15 protein-coding genes are annotated in these 17,323 nt (G+C 39.7%); 11 read left to right on the top strand and 4 right to left on the bottom strand.

Going from position 1 to position 17,323, the window contains the following annotated elements; genetic code table 11:
• Window positions 1-86 precede the first annotated feature (86 nt).
• The 4 genes from CIK86_RS09305 (at window position 87) to fliD (ending at window position 5,153) form a co-directional block, all read left to right on the top strand.
• Window positions 87-1,181: a VCBS repeat-containing protein gene (locus CIK86_RS09305; RefSeq protein WP_086995139.1), complete on the top strand. Its 1,095-nt coding sequence runs from the start codon at window positions 87-89 to the stop codon at window positions 1,179-1,181.
• 541 nt (window positions 1,182-1,722) lie between these two features.
• Window positions 1,723-3,186 carry a flagellin gene (locus CIK86_RS09300; protein ID WP_086995143.1) on the top strand — a complete coding sequence of 488 codons (1,464 nt, stop codon included), beginning with the start codon at window positions 1,723-1,725 and terminating at the stop codon, window positions 3,184-3,186.
• Between the two features lie 101 nt (window positions 3,187-3,287).
• On the top strand, window positions 3,288-3,698 hold the full coding sequence (locus CIK86_RS09295) for a flagellar protein FlaG (protein ID WP_086995146.1): 411 nt from the start codon (window positions 3,288-3,290) through the stop codon (window positions 3,696-3,698).
• A gap of 30 nt (window positions 3,699-3,728) precedes the next feature.
• Window positions 3,729-5,153, top strand: coding sequence for a flagellar filament capping protein FliD (gene fliD / locus CIK86_RS09290; protein WP_086995150.1), 1,425 nt, complete (start codon window positions 3,729-3,731; stop codon window positions 5,151-5,153).
• 601 nt (window positions 5,154-5,754) lie between these two features.
• On the opposite strand, the gene CIK86_RS09285 is transcribed toward fliD, so the two are convergent.
• From CIK86_RS09285 to fliS, 3 genes are all read right to left on the bottom strand, one after another.
• Window positions 5,755-6,723, bottom strand: a complete 969-nt coding sequence (locus CIK86_RS09285) for an IS30 family transposase (RefSeq protein ID WP_096317094.1) — start codon at window positions 6,721-6,723, stop codon at window positions 5,755-5,757.
• A gap of 185 nt (window positions 6,724-6,908) precedes the next feature.
• On the bottom strand, window positions 6,909-7,220 hold the full coding sequence (locus CIK86_RS09280) for a hypothetical protein (protein ID WP_086993607.1): 312 nt from the start codon (window positions 7,218-7,220) through the stop codon (window positions 6,909-6,911).
• Window positions 7,221-7,224: 4 nt separating this feature from the next.
• Entirely contained in the window at window positions 7,225-7,614 is a 390-nt protein-coding gene (gene fliS / locus CIK86_RS09275) for a flagellar export chaperone FliS (protein WP_086993604.1), read from the bottom strand.
• 601 nt (window positions 7,615-8,215) lie between these two features.
• Here fliS and CIK86_RS09270 point away from each other — a divergent pair.
• The gene (locus CIK86_RS09270) at window positions 8,216-9,649 is read left to right on the top strand and encodes a sigma-54 dependent transcriptional regulator (protein WP_086993602.1); all 1,434 of its coding nucleotides are present in this window, start codon (window positions 8,216-8,218) and stop codon (window positions 9,647-9,649) included.
• A 303-nt stretch (window positions 9,650-9,952) separates the two neighbouring features.
• Here the strand turns inward: CIK86_RS09270 and CIK86_RS09265 are convergent, their stop codons facing one another.
• Window positions 9,953-10,543, bottom strand: a complete 591-nt coding sequence (locus tag CIK86_RS09265) for a DNA-3-methyladenine glycosylase I (RefSeq protein ID WP_086993600.1) — start codon at window positions 10,541-10,543, stop codon at window positions 9,953-9,955.
• 146 nt (window positions 10,544-10,689) lie between these two features.
• On the opposite strand from CIK86_RS09265, the gene CIK86_RS09260 reads away from it, so the two are divergent.
• From CIK86_RS09260 to fliH, 6 genes are all read left to right on the top strand, one after another.
• Window positions 10,690-11,802, top strand: coding sequence for an ATP-binding protein (locus CIK86_RS09260; RefSeq protein ID WP_086993623.1), 1,113 nt, complete (start codon window positions 10,690-10,692; stop codon window positions 11,800-11,802).
• Window positions 11,799-13,229 carry a sigma-54 dependent transcriptional regulator gene (locus tag CIK86_RS09255; RefSeq protein ID WP_086993598.1) on the top strand — a complete coding sequence of 477 codons (1,431 nt, stop codon included), beginning with the start codon at window positions 11,799-11,801 and terminating at the stop codon, window positions 13,227-13,229. Before CIK86_RS09260 ends, CIK86_RS09255 begins: the two co-directional genes overlap by 4 nt.
• A gap of 158 nt (window positions 13,230-13,387) precedes the next feature.
• A complete protein-coding gene (gene fliE, locus CIK86_RS09250) occupies window positions 13,388-13,720 on the top strand; it encodes a flagellar hook-basal body complex protein FliE (RefSeq protein WP_086993596.1) in 333 nt (110 codons plus the stop codon).
• Window positions 13,721-13,741: 21 nt separating this feature from the next.
• Complete coding sequence (gene fliF, locus CIK86_RS09245) at window positions 13,742-15,457, top strand: flagellar basal-body MS-ring/collar protein FliF (RefSeq protein ID WP_086993594.1); 1,716 nt, start codon at window positions 13,742-13,744, stop codon at window positions 15,455-15,457.
• Window positions 15,450-16,490 (top strand): flagellar motor switch protein FliG, encoded by a 1,041-nt coding sequence (fliG, locus tag CIK86_RS09240; RefSeq protein ID WP_086993592.1) that lies wholly within the window; start codon window positions 15,450-15,452, stop codon window positions 16,488-16,490. Before fliF ends, fliG begins: the two co-directional genes overlap by 8 nt.
• Window positions 16,491-16,493: 3 nt before the next feature.
• Entirely contained in the window at window positions 16,494-17,309 is an 816-nt protein-coding gene (fliH, locus tag CIK86_RS09235) for a flagellar assembly protein FliH (protein ID WP_254910706.1), read from the top strand.
• Window positions 17,310-17,323: the final 14 nt, after the last annotated feature.

The raw sequence follows: 17,323 nt of genomic DNA, 5'->3' as shown, positions 1-17,323 counted from the left end.
GGATTTCTGCTTAAGCATACAGTTTGCTTTCAATGTAGTCATAATGTATTGTTGTTTTTTAACGTTTTAGTAACAAGCGATAGGTAATGATAAACAATAAAATTAATATACTTTGTGCAACTGTATCTCTAGCTTTAATTAGTTTTGGTGCAGTAAGTGGTACTGGTGTGTTTGTTGATTCGGGGCAAAATTTAGGTGAGGGAGCTGTATTTTCTCTGGCAGTAGCTGATGTAGATAATGATGGCGATTTAGATATTGTTTTTGCTCAAGTTACTGCTGGCTTTCAAGTATTTCTGAATGATGGTTCGGGCGGTTTTTCTGATTCAGGGCAAGTGGTTGGAATAAACAAACGAACGTTCGCTGTTGCACTAGCTGATTTCAATGGGAATGGTTATGTAGATCTGGTTGTTGGGAATGATAGCGGCCCAAGCAACATATACTTTAATGATGGAACGGGTATATTTACTGACTCAGGACAATCTCTAGGTAGTAGTGATACTCAAGCGCTAGCTGTTGGTGATATGGATAACGATGGTGATATAGACATAGTCGCGGGAAATTTTGGACAATATAACCGCGTCTATAGAAATAATGGAACGGGCATATTTAATAGTTCTTTTAGCTTAAAAGAACCAAATAAAAGTAGCAAAACAAGAACGCAAGCAATTGCTGTTGGGGATTTTAACGGTGATGGCCGGTTAGACGTATATGCAGGCAATATAGATGAAGACACAGTATATATGAGTAATGAGTATGGGCAGCTTAGAACGGTTGAAAAAACGGGTGGTAAATATCATGCTCCGGGCGTTGCTGTTGGTAACATTAATAATGACTCATATCAGGATGTTGTAACTGCGGGCTGGCTGACGTATAACAGAGTTAGAAAAGGCTCAGGATTAGCTGTAAGTCACAATGTTGGTAAACCTAATGATTATACTTGGGGCGTTGCTCTTGGAGATATAAATGGTGATGGTTACGATGACTTAGTTGAAGCTAATGCACTTGGGAATGTGAATAAATTATATTTTAATGATGGCTCAGGTACTTTTTATGGCAATAGCCAGTCGCTAGGTGATAATAACAGTAGAGCTATAGCTCTTGCTGATTTAGATGGTGATGGCGATCTTGATATAGTAATAGGTCACCAAGATGAACCCGCTTCGATATATTTTAATAATTAAGTTAGTTAAGTGTTACAAAATAAAATAGAAACTAATTTAGTAAATTAGTAGAGATGCCAACATTTATTTTTTAGTTATGACTTTGCCGAGCTTTTTAAAATTAGTTAGGTACTATTACCTCTGAGGGACAGGTCGGTTGTTAGTTGATGACAATCAGCTTATCTCGCGTTTATACATTAAATATTACAAATGAACGTAAAAAAGCCCGTCTACAAAATCATTTTGGTCACAGGTAACACCTAAGCGCTACCCGCGCCACTCATCACCTTCTGTGGTGAATAAATCACTAAAAGACGCGACGCTGCTGCAGGTGTGATTTGTACTCCAATGCTCGAATTTCACGTTTTAAAAATTAATGCCATTAAAAACAATTGGTTGTGAAGTAATTGCTACAAATATACTTTTTTATTGAAAATAATGTTCAAGTTAATTTTGATGCTGCCGTTAACCTAATTAGAACGGAGCTTGAACAAATTAAATATGTGAAGGCTCTTGGTTAAAATAAATTAGTTACATTACGAAAGTAATCAGGAGTTATAACATGGCTTTATCAGTAAATACAAACGTTGCGTCTATCAACGCACAAAGAAACTTATCAAAATCAAGTGAAGCATTAGGTACTTCAATGCAACGTCTTTCATCGGGTATGCGTATTAATAGCGCAAAAGATGATGCGGCTGGTCTGCAAATTGCGAGCCGCTTAACATCACAGGTTAATGGTTTGGGTGTTGCACAGCGAAATGCGAATGATGGTATTTCGATGGCGCAAACGGCAGAGGGGGCGATGCAAGAGTCATCAAATATCCTACAACGTATGCGTGACTTAGCACTACAATCTGCGAATGGTTCAAACGATGCTGATGCACGTGCTTCACTACAAAAAGAAGTGGGTGCATTACAACAAGAACTTACCCGTATCGCTGAAACAACTAATTTCGGTGGCACGAGCTTACTCGATGGCTCATTCGGTACTAAGCAGTTCCAGGTCGGCGCCAACGCAAACGAAACAATAAATGTTAAATTACGTAATATGTCTGCAGATGCAGTCGGTTCTAATGAAATAACAGGTGCAGGTACTGTTATAGGGGCTGGTGCTAACGATCTTTTAGCTACCCACATTGCAACTCAAGCACAGGCTGCTAACTGGAGTGTTAATGGTAAAGATGTTGCCTTCGGGGCTGCGGACGGCGCTGCAGATATGGCGACTAAAATTAATGACGCTGCTACAGGTGTTACTGCCCAGGCTACATTAAATGTGACTATCGCAAATTTATCATCAGATGATGATGACACGATTAATATAGGTGATGATAGTTATGATCTTGGTGACTTTGGTGGCTCTGGTGAAAAATTAGCAGATGCAATGGTTGCCGATGGTTATGATGCTATTTATGATGAAGACGCAAAAACAGTTACATTAAAAGCTACCGATGTTAATGGCATCGAAGTAGATTCTACAGCAGGTGTAGGAACGGGAACGGTTACGCTTACAAACAATAACGCGGGTGCAACAGCTTATACTGGAACAGCTGATGGTGATCAATCTGTCGCATCAGTATTAGAGTTAAGTTCGTCTGAAAAAATTGCAATTAGTGACTCAACGGCAACTGCAAATGTAGCAGAGTATTTAGGTAATACAGGTGCTGCATCAACAGTATCAGCAACGGGTGCTGGTAGTACGTTGATAACGGTAGAGTCATTAGATATTTCAGGTAGTACGAGTGATGGTGCACAATCAGCAATTAAAACTATTGATGCGGCATTAGCGCAAATTGATTCACAGCGAGCTGATTTGGGTGCGGTGCAAAACCGTTTTGGTCATACAATTAGTAACTTAGCAAACGTTTCTGAAAACGTATCTGCATCTAAAAGTCGTATCGAAGATACTGACTACGCGGCAGAAACAGCTAAACTAACTAAAAACCAAATCATGCAACAAGCTGGTACAACAATTTTAGCTCAGTCTAACCAGTTGCCACAGGCAGCACTAAGCTTATTAGGTTAATAGCCAACTAAGTTTTATACAAAAATAAGGAAGGGAGAAATCCCTTCCTTTATTGCATTAAACTTAGCATAATAATCTCGCTTTATTTTTAGGGGCGGATCATGGAAACTCAAAGTTTATTATCTCAAAGCTTATTATCTAAAAATAAGTTATCACAAAACAACTTAATCCCACAAAGTGGAAACGCCACCGAAAACACTTTGCCAGAAACAAATAATAGCAATAGCTTAAACGACTCGTCTCATATACCAATTTATAAAAAAGATACTTTAACCAGTACTGAATTATCATCTGAAAAACTTGAAAAAGTGGTGCAGCAATTGCAGGACTTTATGGGTGAAATGAATCGCAGCATACAGTTTAAAGTTGATGAAGAGTCAGGACGTAATGTTATCAAAGTAATTGATAAAGCAAGCGGGGATTTAGTCAAACAATACCCATCAGAGGAAGTGTTAGGTATTGTGTCTAAGTTAGCTGAAACAACCGGCGTGTTAATCGATTTTAAAGTATAATTAGTTTAGTTATTAAAGAAGGAGAGTATTATGGCTATTTCATTTACAGGTATAGGTTCGGGATTACAAGTTAACGAAATCGTAAATGCTTTAGTTAGTGCCGAAAAAGCACCTTATCAAGCAAGGGTGACTCGCCAGCAGGCTAGCCATACTACTGATATTTCAGCTGTTGGTGCGCTTAAGTCGTCATTAGAAGAGCTTAACGGTTCTTTGGAGTCGTTAGGGAAAATAGATAATTTTCAAAAACGCACAATTAGCGGAAGTGATGACTTTGTTTCTCTTAGCTCTGAAAAGAACGCTCAAACTAATAACTATTCAGTAAAAGTTAATAACTTAGCCGAAAACCATAAGTTAATGTCATCAGCAATGGCCAGTGGCGAGTCTGTGGGAGAAGGTAAGTTATCGGTTAGCTCTGGTGAAAACAGTTTTGATATTGATGTATCTGACACTGCTACACTGGCAGATATTCGTGATGCAATTAATAAATCGGCTGATAATGACTCGGTTAATGCAACTATAATTACCGACAGCTCAGGGCAGCACCTGGTTTTATCTAGTAAAGAAACGGGTGAAGCAAACGCAATTAAAATTGTTGTAGATGATGCAGGCGACGCTAACAATACCGATAATAACGGTTTATCGCGTTTAGCATTTGATAGCGATCCGGCCTCAGCTACGTATGCCGAAAACCTAAGTGAAACAACAAAAGCAACAGATGCCTCAATAACAATTGATGGAACTTTAGTTGCAACGAGTAGTACTAATGAATTTGTTGATGTTATTGATGGCGTAACTATTAACGCTAAAAAAGCACATGGCGCTGATGATGATTTAAGTAAAGCAAAAATAACCGAAAATAATAATAATATAGCGGCAGGATTAAAATCGTTTGTAGAGAAATTTAATGCGTTTATTGATTTATCTAAACAGTTAGGTAGCTCATCTGCTGAAAATGGTGTGGGTGCACTAGCGGGAGACTCATTACTACGAGGTTCAGTAAATCAAGTTAGAGGATTACTTACTTCTGAATTTAGTACAGGGAATGGTAATACTGATTTTTTATCAAATTATGGTATAAGAACCGAGCGCTCAGGTAAGTTAAGTATTGATGATGACGTGTTGAAAAAAGCAGTTGAAAAAGACCCCGCAGCAATAAAAACCTTTTTTGTTGGTGAAAACGAAGATGATGGTTTTGTTGCTAAACTAGATACTGTTATTAAAGGTTATACCGCCTCGGGTGGAATAATAGAAACACGCATAGATGGCCGTGAAGCGCAAATAGATAAGCTAGGCAAAGATGCAGAAGATTTTACTTTACGCATGGCTGCTTACGAAAAACGCTTATTAAGTCAATATAATGCCATGGATTTACTTGTTGCAAACTTAAATTCAACGGGCAGTTATTTACAACAACAAATGGCTAATCTTCCAGGTGTTGTTAAAAAATCAAGTTAAGTTGAATGAAGTTTATAAGTCAATATAGTTACAGGTAAACTCTTTATCTGTAACTGTTATTTTATTTAAGAAAACACCAACTAGTATAGTAAATTTAAGTCAGCTTCATTTTTAAATAAAATAACCTATCTGTTTTGTTGCGTTATCTATATGCCCGTATAGGTGTAAAAGCACGGTAGGATCAGAACACTTGCCAAGCTCAACCACAAAGCATTACTTCCCCCCTTTACTATTAAGCCATTTTATTGGCGCTATAATAGATCACTAATCTAATACGATTTGTATAAGTTTGCGCCGTATGGTTAGCTGCTATAAATAGTCGAAACAGGCCTAAATAATCAACACACTGCGCAAGGAGGCTAATTTGGGCGGAACCTACATAGGTTGAATAAGCTACGTGAGTAATATGAAAGCGGGATCAGTTATCAAGTCTTACTGGGTTGAGTTTTGTGCCATGATTAACACACATGCTTTACTGTAATTGTATGAGCTGTTTATAGCTAGTGAGGTGATAACAAAGCAGACAAAGTTTATCTTTGCTGCTTTGTTTTTACTCGGTAAGTACTAAGTAACTCTCGAATTCAAGTATTAAGTGCAATCATTATGCAGCTACCAGAACTTCTGATTGCCCCGTAAATAATTCATGAGGGGTTTTATACCCTCTTGTTTTTCTTGGCCGATGGTTGAGCTTATCAACTGCCGCCTGTATCTCTGCTTCACTTAGCGCCATAAAGTCAGTTCCCTTGGGGAAGAAGCGTCTAAGTAAGCCGTTGGTATTCTCATTTATGCCCCGCTCCCATGATGAATAGGGATGAGCGAAATACACATCAGCTTCTAATGCTTGTGCAACATGCTCATGGTGAGCAAACTCTTTTCCATTATCTAACGTCACGGTAATAACCCTATCTTTATATGGTGTCATACACTTGATCAGCGCATCGGCTGTTATTTTCGCATGCTTGCTTTCAATTCTGTGAACGACTGTATATAACGTTTTACGTTCAACCATTGTGACAAGCGCATTTTTACGCCCTTTACCTATCACTGTATCGCCCTCCCAATCACCAATCCTAGACTTTGAATCCACAATACTTGGGCGTTCATCAATGCTGACTCGATTAACTATCTGTCCACGTTTATCATAGCTTCCATAGCGTTTTTTATACTTTTTACATGCACGAGTGAGTGTCTTATGTAGCTTGCCACCACGAGCCTTGTCTCTGTAAATATATTGATAAATTGTTTCATGATGTAAAACGACCTGTTTCTCTAAAGCTAAGCGGCCTGCCACTTGCTCAGGGGAAAGTCCGTCATGCAACAATTTATTAATCCAGTGAGTGACGTCCTCTGTTAACTTACTTGCTTTGAAAGATGACTTACGTCTTTGTTCAGCAAAGTTATTGGCTTGGTTAGGCCGATAGCCTTTAAGTCCTTTATTGCGTTTTAGCTCTCTAGAAATAGATGACGGTGAACGAGTTAGTTCTTCAGCTATCTGCTTTTGGTTATTTCCTGCTTTTATTAACGCGTAAATCTGGTATCTTTCTTCTTGTGTCAGCTGTTTATATTTCATTAAAGCAATTTCCTTTGGCGAGAAAATGGCCGAATTATAACAGCTGGCCATCTAATCTGAGAAATTGCACTTATTATCCGAATTTAGGACTTAAAATGATTATCGTTATTTACAATTGGACTAAATAGCTTACGTCGCTAAACTATTAAAGTTGTGTTACATGGCTTAGCTTGTATGAGTGTTAACTAAAAATGAGATTTATACTTTTTCACTGCACTTTTACTTTTTTGTTTGCTAATTATTTTAGCTGCGATAAGTTGTTTTTCATCTTCTATTTGACTAGATAGTTGCTGAATAAAGTCAATCAAAAACGTTAGTTCATCAGCTGAGTAAAAATTTTTATCTTTAGTGATTGAGTTTTTTAAATAAGTATTTAATTTATTATGAGCGTGGAGTGCTTTTTCCACATCTAAATCAACTAAAACTACCAGCTCATTACACTGCTTTCGAGTTTCGTTATCGGAAATTTGGGTCGCGGTTATTGTTGCAAAAGGCATAATATTATTGTGCTCTTTGATCAAAAGGAATTTCTTCCCAGCCCGATTTTATTTCTTTAATTAAAAGAATAACTTCATCAATTTTTTCTACATCGTTTTCAAAATTAGCGACTAATAAATTGCGTTGGCAGTAATCGTATAAAGAGTCGAGATTTAATGATATTTCGTTATCATTTTCAAAATTTAAAACTTGTTGTAAGGCACCTAATAAAGTGATGCAATCAGAGATAGCAACTCCTTTTTTAGCTAACTCTTTTCGCTCAATAAATCCTTTTGCAGCTGATAATTTACCGATAATGTTTACAAAAACAAGTTTAACTTGTTCATAGGGCGTCATTTCTTTTACGCTACTAACAGTTATTTGGCGATATTTATTTATTGATGCGTGAGCCATGTTCAATCCTATAAGTTTAATTGTATATCTAATGCTTTAAGCAAGTTTAGTTCCAAAATATAAACTAACTACTATATATCGGCATAAATAGTTATACCTTTAAGTATATTTACCATTTATGTCGTTTTATACAATCTAAGTTTAGCAGAAATCACTAAGCGTTTAACGTAATCTAATGTAAACATGTTTATCTTTCGAGGTTGGTTTTTTATTAGTGTGGTTGTTTTTAATAAATAGGCGACAACGATGGGTAAATGGCAAACATGCAAAGTAATTCATACAAGGGGGAAGCAGAAGTATTTATCGAACCAGTTGGGTAGCTTCATAGAGATTTAACACTCCAAAAATGAACAAATTTTAATCGTAAAATATAAATACGCCTTAGTTCAAGAGCGGCTTTTACATGTATTTGTAACTACTATTAAAGGCTGGAACATAACTTTATATTTATAAAGTAACCTGAAAGTATTAACTTTTATTTTTAAAGTGTCTGTTTTTTGGCGTTAATGTCAAAAAGTCGCCGCTAGTGCTTGCATACAATTTCAACTGGCTTACAATTTGATTAACAAAATAAATTAGTGAAAAGAATGGCCCGCTAAAAATGATCTTAATTTTAGATAATAATAACAATCGCTCGATAGGATTATATGCCTCACTTAGTTTCATAGGTGAAGCGGTGCAATTACAAAGCGAAGCTGATTTTGAACAAACATGCAGCAAGTATCAAAATAAAGAATGCATTGTAATTTTAGGCGCCTTGCAGGCGCTCGATCACGAAAGTTTAATTAAGCGCTACCCTACGTTTCCTTTTTTATTAATAGGTGAAACACTCAAACCTTTATTGAGTATTGCTAATGTGGTTGGGTTGATTTGTGAGCCATTTAGCCACGAAGTAACCACGCAGTTATTACATGATTGCCAACAATATCAGCGTATGCTGCCTAATGAGCACAAACACAGTAAGCCACATAATACCTTTGACGGCTTAGTGGGCGAAACAGCAGCGGTTAAAGACCTGCGCTTTTTAATTGAGCAAGTAGCCAAAACCGATGCTAATGTGCTTATTTTAGGTGAGTCGGGCACAGGTAAGGAAGTGGTTGCGCGTAACGTACATTTATTATCTAAACGCCTTAAAGGGCCTTTTGTACCAGTTAACTGTGGTGCGATCCCTGGGGAGTTGCTCGAAAGCGAATTATTTGGTCATGAAAAAGGGGCATTTACGGGGGCTATTTCTGCTCGTAAAGGGCGTTTTGAATTGGCTCAGGGCGGTACACTGTTTTTAGATGAAATAGGTGATATGCCGCTGCAAATGCAGGTTAAGTTGCTGCGCGTATTGCAAGAGCGCAGTTATGAGCGAGTAGGCGGCACTAAAGCGATTCAGGCCGATGTACGCATTATTGCAGCGACCCATCGTAACCTCGAAACTATGATAGAGGAAGGCACGTTTCGTGAAGATTTATACTACCGGTTAAACGTATTCCCCATTGAAAGCCCGTCGCTTACCCAGCGTGCCGATGACATACCTTTGCTATTAAAAGAGTTAATGCGCCGCGTTAATGAGCAAAGCGGCTCAACCGCTAAGTTTACTGAGCGCGCTGTCGAGAGTCTAAAAGAGCATAATTGGCCTGGAAATATTCGCGAGCTTGCAAACTTGGTAGAACGAATGGTGATAATGTTCCCTGAAAAAGTGGTGGATATACCCGACCTACCGGCGAAGTATCGATATATTGAAGTTGAAGCCTATGAGCCGCAGTACCCAGAAGAGCTGATGGAGCGCGATGCATTTAACGATATATTTAGTACCGACTTTAGCGATTATGACGATGAGATAGATCACTCTACAGCGGCTGGTTCAAACTTGTTACCAAGCGAAGGAGTTGAGCTTAAGGAGTACTTAGCTGAGCTGGAAATTAATTTAATTACCCAAGCGTTGGAGCGTTTTGACTATGTAGTTGCCCATGCCGCCGAAATACTTGGGGTGCGCCGTACTACTTTAGTCGAAAAAATGAAAAAATATAACTTGTCGAGAGATTAAAAGCTAAGGGCTACTGCCATTTTAATGCGGTTTTATACCGCGCTTAAAAGAAGTAAAAAGCATTAGGTTATATGTCTGCTCATTCACTTCTCTTTGTGTATATTGGTTTAAGTAAGTTAATTCACAAAGAGGTTAAGAGGGCGCTACGCTTTAGAGAAGAAAAAGACACTCAACTACGTGTTTTAGTCATTTCTCATTTACTCTCATTATTTTCTCTGTGTGCAAGTTGGTTTAAGTAAATATATTAACGGGAAGTTAAAGTTTATAGAGTTATTACTTAAAGTCCTGAAGTTAAATCTTTGCCTAGCGCCTAGCTCCTAGCCCCTTAATTTCTTCTTTTCTAAAACAGTTATTGCTGTGATCGTTAACCATGCCACAGGCTTGCATATGGGCGTATACGGTTGTTGGCCCTAAAAACTTAAAACCACGCTTTTTTAAATCTTTAGCAAATGCGCTTGAGGTAGGGGTAATTGCTGGTGTGTCATCAGCAGAGTTTAAATTACTTATTTGCGACTTATTGCCAACAAACTGCCATTGATAGTTACTAAAGCTGCCAAACTCTTGCTGAATTTTAATAAAGCATTTAGCGTTATTTACAGTAGCAGCAATTTTTAAGCGATTACGCACAATACCTGCATCAAGCATTAGTCGCTCAATATCTTGCTCGGTAAATGCTGCTACTTTATGTACGTCAAAATCGGCAAAAGCATTTTTATAACCATTACGCTTTTTTAAAATAGTGTACCAACTCAAGCCTGCTTGCGCCGACTCCAGTGTTAAAAATTCAAACAGCTTTTTATCGTCATACACTGGCACTCCCCATTCATTATCGTGGTATGCAACGTAGTCGGGTTTACTGGTGTCGAGCCATGAGCAGCGGGATTGCTTGGTCATTATAATTCCTTAGTTGCGGTACTTTTATTTGTGCGTCATTTTTATGTCGCGCTTTTTTACTGTATAACTCAATGATATACATGATAATAAAAGGTGGTATAAATTGTGCATTTGAAGCTGTATCTGCATCAATTAGAGATTTTATTATGGCACTTGCTAGTGTGTTAAAACCACAGTTTATTTCTGCAAATCAGTATAACCCATGTTTACTTCAAGAGGAGTATATAGGGGAGTTAAGCGATCTGCGCAAACAGGCTAGTTGGCTTTCGCATTTAGTAGATACTATGCCCGCAGGAGTAATAGTGCTTGACGGCAAAGGCATGATTGCTAAAGCGAATCAAATTGCGATTGATATGCTCGGTGAGCCGCTTGAAGGCGAAAAGTGGTTTAGTGTTATTCAACGCTCTTTTCGGCCTCAGCAAGATGATGGCCATGAGGTGTCTTTAAAAGGCGGGCGCTTAATAAAACTTGATATTACCGCACTTGCCCCAGAGCCAGGGCAACTTATTTTAATGACGGACTTGAGCGAAACCCGCCGCTTGCAAAAACGGGTTGCGCATATGCAGCGCTTAAGTGCGCTGGGTAAAATGGTGGCATCGTTGGCGCACCAAGTGCGCACGCCGCTGTCGGCGGCTATGCTTTATGCCGCTAATTTAGGTTCAAAACGCTTACCCGAAGCGTCGCGCGATAACTTTCAAACTAAATTAATGTCGCGTTTAAAAGATTTAGAAAACCAAGTAAACGACATGCTGTTATTCGCTAAAAGTGGCGATCAGCATGTAGTGGAGCAGGTGTCTATGCAGCAATTGTTAAGCGAAGTAAAAGCCGGTGCTGATGCTATGGTAACGCTTAATAACAGTGAACTTGATGTAAGCTTACCTGAGCCCGACATTACTATTTTAGGTAATAAAACCGCGCTTGCTAGTGCAATTCAAAATCTGATTCATAACAGTATTCAAATTATAGGCTCTGGGGCACAAGTGCAAGTAAGTGCTGTACGCGATTTGCAAGCCCCAGATTTTGTACGCATTAGCGTGAGTGATAATGGCCCAGGTGTTGACCTACAACAGGTAGATAAACTGTTTGAACCATTTTTTACCACTAGCAGCCAAGGCACAGGCTTAGGGTTGGCGGTTGTAAGCTCTGTTGTTAATGCGCACCAAGGGCGTATTGAGGTGATTAATAATGTACATGGCGGCGCTTGTTTTAATCTGTTATTGCCAATTAGCGCAGCATCTAAATTAGAGGAATCGTTATGAGTAATACTATTTTAGTTGTAGAGGACGACGCAGGGCTTCGCGAAGCATTAATAGATACCCTAGAAATGTCGGGTATTGAATGCGTTGCTGCCGACAGTGCAGAGCAGGCGATGTTACTACTTAAAAAAGAATCCTTTTCGTTAGTGGTGAGCGATGTGCAAATGGGTGCCATGAGCGGCCTAGATTTACTGCGCAGTATTAAATTAAATTACCCCGATTTACCGGTATTAATGATGACCGCCTACGCAACTATTGACGATGCGGTAGAGGCAATGCGCTTAGGTGCGATTGATTATATGGCCAAACCATTTGCACCTGAGGTGCTATTAAATATGGTGAGCCGCTATTTGCCCGAAAAACCCAAAGAAACCGACGGCCCTATTGTTGCCGACCCAACGAGTATTCAATTGCTGGAGCTTGCAAGCAGAGTAGCTAAATCAGACGCCAGTGTTATGGTGCTGGGGCCAAGTGGCTCGGGTAAAGAAGTGTTAGCGCGGTTTATTCATGATAAGTCAGAGCGTGCAAACCAACCATTTGTAGCAATTAATTGCGCAGCCATTCCTGAAAACATGCTAGAAGCAACATTGTTTGGCTACGAAAAAGGCGCTTTTACTGGCGCGATTCAGGCATGCCCAGGTAAGTTTGAGCAAGCACAGGGCGGTACTATTTTACTAGATGAAATTACCGAAATGGATTTGGGCTTACAAGTTAAACTACTACGTGTATTACAAGAGCGCGAAGTTGAACGCTTAGGGAGTCGTAAAACCATTGCGCTAGATGTACGCATACTCGCAACCAGTAATCGCGATTTAAAACAAGCGGTAGCGAATAATCAGTTTCGGGAAGATTTATATTATCGCCTTAACGTTTTTCCACTCATGTGGCGGCCATTGTGCGAGCGCCCTGGCGATATAATTGTGTTGGCAAAACACTTAATTGAACGCCATTTAATAAAAGCTAAGCAGCCGCTGGCTATTTTAGATAAGCAAGCTGAGCAAAAGCTCCTTAGCCATACATGGCCAGGTAATGTACGCGAGCTTGATAACGTAATTCAACGTGCGCTTATACTGCGCAGTGGCAACAGCATAAGTGAGCAAGCTATTTTTATTGAAAATTTAGCCCCAAGCAACTTTGTAGTAGAGTCGCCAATTGTTGAAAGCACATTAACTAGTGCTTATTACGATAATAAAACAACAGCCATTACTAATGATGAAAAGCCTGATGAGCAAAAATCAGATTTACTAGCTCAAGATACAGGCAGTTATAAAGATGAGCTTAAAGATAAAGAACATCGAATTATTTTAGAAACGCTTGCGCGTTGCCAAGGCAAGCGTAAAGACGTAGCCGAAACCTTGGGAATTAGCCCGCGAACTTTACGTTATAAGTTGGCGCAAATGCGCGACTTAGGTATTTCACTTCCTGCATAACCTTCAAAAAAGCCCTAAATTCAACATCTTGGATTTAGGGCTGTCAAAACTCTGACTAAGTAAATAAACTCTAACACACTGTATTTAAAGGGTTAATTAAGTGGCACGCTTTGTGCATTCTTAACCTTAAGAGTTAACTGTATTGTTAGAGACAAATAATGAAAATTCAAAATAGCGCTGTATTTCAAGAAATGCAATCTATGGCCTTAGAAGCGGGCCGTAATAATCAAATTAATAAATTGCCTACACAAGCTCAGCCTACGTCTTCAGCACAATTTGGTGATATGCTCAGCAATGCGCTCAATACTGTGCATGAGTTACAGCAAGACACAGGTCAAAAAGTAAAAGCGGTTGAAATGGGCGACAGAAGTGTATCGCTTGCTGAGGCGATGATTGCTTCGCAGAAATCTTCTGTTGCATTTGAGGCGACCGTACAAGTTCGTAATAAACTTGTTGAAGCCTATAAAGAAATCATGAATATGCCTGTTTAATTTAGGTAGTGGAGAATAATTGTGGCGCAATCTAATCAATCTACAGATCTTGCACTTGCTGATGGCGGTATTGAGCATGGTGATAGTGACGATCAACAAGAACAAAAGTCGGGCTATTTAAGTGCGCTAAGCGGTGTTGATGTATTGCGTCAAGTTACCCTTATTATTGCATTAACTATTTGTTTGGCGATTGCCATTTTTGTGATTATTTGGGCACGTCAGCCAGATATGCGCCCGTTAGGTAAAATGCCTACCGAGGAGCTAATTCAAACACTTGATTTTTTAGATGCACAAAAAATAGACTACCAACTAGATGGCAACGTTGTTTCTGTTGATGAAAGTGAATACCAGAATATAAAATTACTAATGACTCGCGAAGGCTTGGATCAAGGTCCTACTTCTGGATCAGACATAATTATGCAAGATATGGGCTTTGGTGTAAGCCAGCGCTTAGAGCGCGAGCGCCTAAAGCATGGCCGAGAGCAACAACTTGCCCGCACTATAGAAGAGCTTAATAACATCACTCGCGCCAAGGTGCTGTTAGCTATTCCAAAAGAAAACGTATTTGCTCGCAGAGAGAAAAAACCTTCAGCAACTGTGGTGCTTACGCTTAAACGCGGACGCTCACTTGACCGTGAAGAAGTAGACTCAGTGGTTGATATGGTAGCCTCTGCAGTGCAAGGGTTAGAGCCTGCACGTGTAACGGTAACCGATCAAAATGGCCGTTTATTAAACTCGGGTTCACAAAGCTCACTCGATGCACGCTCTCGTAAAGAATATGATTTAGAACGTAAACGTGAGCAAGAATACCTTGAAAAAATAGACAGTATTTTAATTCCTATTGTTGGTTTAAGTAATTACACCGCGCAAGTTGATTTAAGCATGGACTTTAGCTCATTAGAAGAGACACAAAAGCGCTATAATCCTGACCTACCTGCGATAAGAAGCGAAACGACGTTTGAAGAAAATAACATTGGTGGCTTAGCTATTGGTATTCCTGGCGCATTAACGAATCAACCGCCAGTTAACTCAGATATACCAGAAGAAATAACTGAAGGCGGAGCCGGTAGTGCAACCGCACCAGGTCGTACACATAAAGAAGCGACGCGAAACTATGAACTTGATACCACTATTTCGCACAAGCGCCAGCAAACCGGAACTATTCGCAGAATTAGTGTATCGGTAGCGGTTGACTATTTACCAAAAGTGGGCGAAAACGGGGAAGCTACTATGGTTCCACGCTCGGTAGAGGCACTGTCAAATATTAGACGTTTATTACAAGGCGGTGTTGGTTTTGATATACAACGTGGCGATGCCTTAGAAGTAGTTACAGTTCCTTTTGTACGTGAAGCAACAGACCTAGACTTTGAACTACCGTTGTGGGAACAAGACTGGTTTATGAAAATAGTACGCTTGGTACTAGCAGCATTAGTTATTATTGTATTGATAATGGCCGTAGTTAAACCTATGCTAAAGCGTCTAATTTACCCAGACAGCACGCTTGATGAGTACGATGAAGATGCTCTTAGTTCAGGGGTTGATATTGGCGATAATAGCTTAGATATGTTAAATAAAGATTTTGATTCTGCTTCAATAGGCTTTTCAAGTGATGGTACATTGCAGCTTCCCGATTTACATGGTGACGAAGATTTACTTAAGGCCGTACGTGCTCTTGTAGCTAATGAACCAGAACTATCATCACAAGTAGTGAAAGCGTGGTTAACAGAAGATGACTGATCAAAACCAAAAACAACTCCCAGCAGCATTTGATGTTGATAAGCTTGATGGTGTCGATAAAGCCGCTATTCTATTGTTGAGCTTAACAGAGGAAGATGCAGCGCAAATACTCAAACATTTAGAGCCTAAGCAGGTGCAAAAAGTGGGTATGGCGATGGCTGGATTAGAGGATTTATCGCAAGCTAAAATAAGCGCGGTTCATAATCTATTTATAGAGCAAATACAAAGCTTTAGTACAATTGGCTTTCAATCAGAAGACTTTATTAAAAAAGCGCTTACCGCTGCGTTAGGTGAAGATAAAGCCGCCAGTCTGATTGACCAAATAGTAATGGGTTCGGGTGCTAAAGGGCTTGATTCGTTAAAATGGATGGACTCGAAGCAGGTAGCTAATATTATTCGTAATGAGCACCCGCAAATTCAAACCATTGTATTGTCGTATTTAGAGCCTGAGCAATCTGCCGAAATATTGGCGCAGTTCCCTGAAAAAGTGCGCCTAGATTTAACTATGCGTATAGCTAACCTTGAAGAAGTGCAGCCTGCTGCATTGCAAGAGCTTAACGAAATTATGGAAAAACAGTTTGCTGGCCAAGCAGGTGCGCAAGCAGCAAAAATGGGCGGCTTAAAAGCGGCTGCCGATATTATGAACTACCTAGATACCAACGTAGAAGGGCAGTTAATGGACTCTATTCGTGAGCATGACGAAGAGATGTCGCAACAAATTCAAGATCTTATGTTTGTGTTTGAAAACTTAATGGACGTAGATGACCGTGGTATTCAAGCAATTTTACGCGAAGTACAACAAGACGTACTAATGAAAGCGATTAAAGGCACAGACGATGCACTTAAAGAAAAAATACTCGGTAATATGTCTAAACGTGCTGCAGAAATGCTAGCCGATGATTTAGAGGCAATGGCGCCGGTGCGTATTAGTGAAGTAGAGTCTGCGCAAAAAGAGATACTCTCTACTGCGCGTCGCTTATCTGACTCGGGTGAAATACAACTCGGCGGTGGCGGTGGCGAGGAGTTTTTATAAACCATGACTAAACCGTCAATGCACAAAGGGCGTCCGCTGCACGCAGATGAAGCCGATGAGCTTTTAAAGCATTGGGATATTCCTGATGTAGCACCAGATAAGCAAAGTTTTGGTAATCGTTCAACCGCTTACGGTACACCGCTTGCGGAGCTGTATAGAAAAGAAATGGCTGAAGAATCACCAATAGAAGAGCCGCAAGAGCCTGAGTTACCTGCGCTCACTATGGCTGAACTTGAGCGCATTAGACAAGATGCGTTTGAAGAAGGTGTAAAGCAAGGACACGAGCAAGGCTACATAGACGGTTTTGATAAAGGTGTTACCGAAGGTAAAGAAGCGGGCTACAAAGAAGGCCTAGAGCTGGGCAAAACTCAGGGCCATGAAGATGTAAAACCACTAATAGAAGAGCAGTTAACGAGTCTGCGTAGTATTTTAGAGGGATTAACCGCGCCACTGGGTAAAGTGGATGAGCATGCTGAAAAGCAATTAGTGCAATTAGCGGTTATGCTTGCAGAGGCCATTATTTATCAAGAAGTAAAAACCTCTCCCGATGTTATTTTACACACCCTTAAACACAGTATTGATGCCCTTAATACTGAGCAAGAAAAAGTACGTATTCATTTACACCCCGAAGATTTAGAGTTAATAAAGCAAAGTTATGGCGAGCAAACAGTGACAGATAATAACTGGCAGTTAATTGCAGAACCAACGTTAGAGCGAGGCGGCTGCGAAGTTAAAACGGCGCAATCATCGCTTGATATGACACTTAAAACGCGTGTCAAAGAAACATTGGATAGTTTTTTGCATAACAGTAGTATCTAACTATTTTATTGGTC

The organism is Pseudoalteromonas sp. JB197 (assembly GCF_002332205.1).
In the GTDB taxonomy this organism is placed as follows: Bacteria; Pseudomonadota; Gammaproteobacteria; order Enterobacterales; family Alteromonadaceae; genus Pseudoalteromonas; species Pseudoalteromonas nigrifaciens.
The sequence above is the reverse complement of the archived record's forward strand: the minus strand, read 5'-3'. Positions and strand labels throughout refer to the sequence as shown.

Bases quoted from the DNA above. Each gene is read 5' to 3' on its own strand.
- CIK86_RS09305 (WP_086995139.1), top strand. From the start codon at position 87: ATGATAAACAATAAAATTAATATACTTTGTGCAACTGTATCTCTAGCT.
- CIK86_RS09300 (WP_086995143.1), top strand. From the start codon at position 1,723: ATGGCTTTATCAGTAAATACAAACGTTGCGTCTATCAACGCACAAAGA.
- CIK86_RS09295 (WP_086995146.1), top strand. From the start codon at position 3,288: ATGGAAACTCAAAGTTTATTATCTCAAAGCTTATTATCTAAAAATAAG.
- fliD (WP_086995150.1), top strand. From the start codon at position 3,729: ATGGCTATTTCATTTACAGGTATAGGTTCGGGATTACAAGTTAACGAA.
- CIK86_RS09285 (WP_096317094.1), bottom strand. From the start codon at position 6,723: ATGAAATATAAACAGCTGACACAAGAAGAAAGATACCAGATTTACGCG.
- CIK86_RS09280 (WP_086993607.1), bottom strand. From the start codon at position 7,220: ATGCCTTTTGCAACAATAACCGCGACCCAAATTTCCGATAACGAAACT.
- fliS (WP_086993604.1), bottom strand. From the start codon at position 7,614: ATGGCTCACGCATCAATAAATAAATATCGCCAAATAACTGTTAGTAGC.
- CIK86_RS09270 (WP_086993602.1), top strand. From the start codon at position 8,216: ATGATCTTAATTTTAGATAATAATAACAATCGCTCGATAGGATTATAT.
- CIK86_RS09265 (WP_086993600.1), bottom strand. From the start codon at position 10,543: ATGACCAAGCAATCCCGCTGCTCATGGCTCGACACCAGTAAACCCGAC.
- CIK86_RS09260 (WP_086993623.1), top strand. From the start codon at position 10,690: ATGGCACTTGCTAGTGTGTTAAAACCACAGTTTATTTCTGCAAATCAG.
- CIK86_RS09255 (WP_086993598.1), top strand. From the start codon at position 11,799: ATGAGTAATACTATTTTAGTTGTAGAGGACGACGCAGGGCTTCGCGAA.
- fliE (WP_086993596.1), top strand. From the start codon at position 13,388: ATGAAAATTCAAAATAGCGCTGTATTTCAAGAAATGCAATCTATGGCC.
- fliG (WP_086993592.1), top strand. From the start codon at position 15,450: ATGACTGATCAAAACCAAAAACAACTCCCAGCAGCATTTGATGTTGAT.
- fliH (WP_254910706.1), top strand. From the start codon at position 16,494: ATGACTAAACCGTCAATGCACAAAGGGCGTCCGCTGCACGCAGATGAA.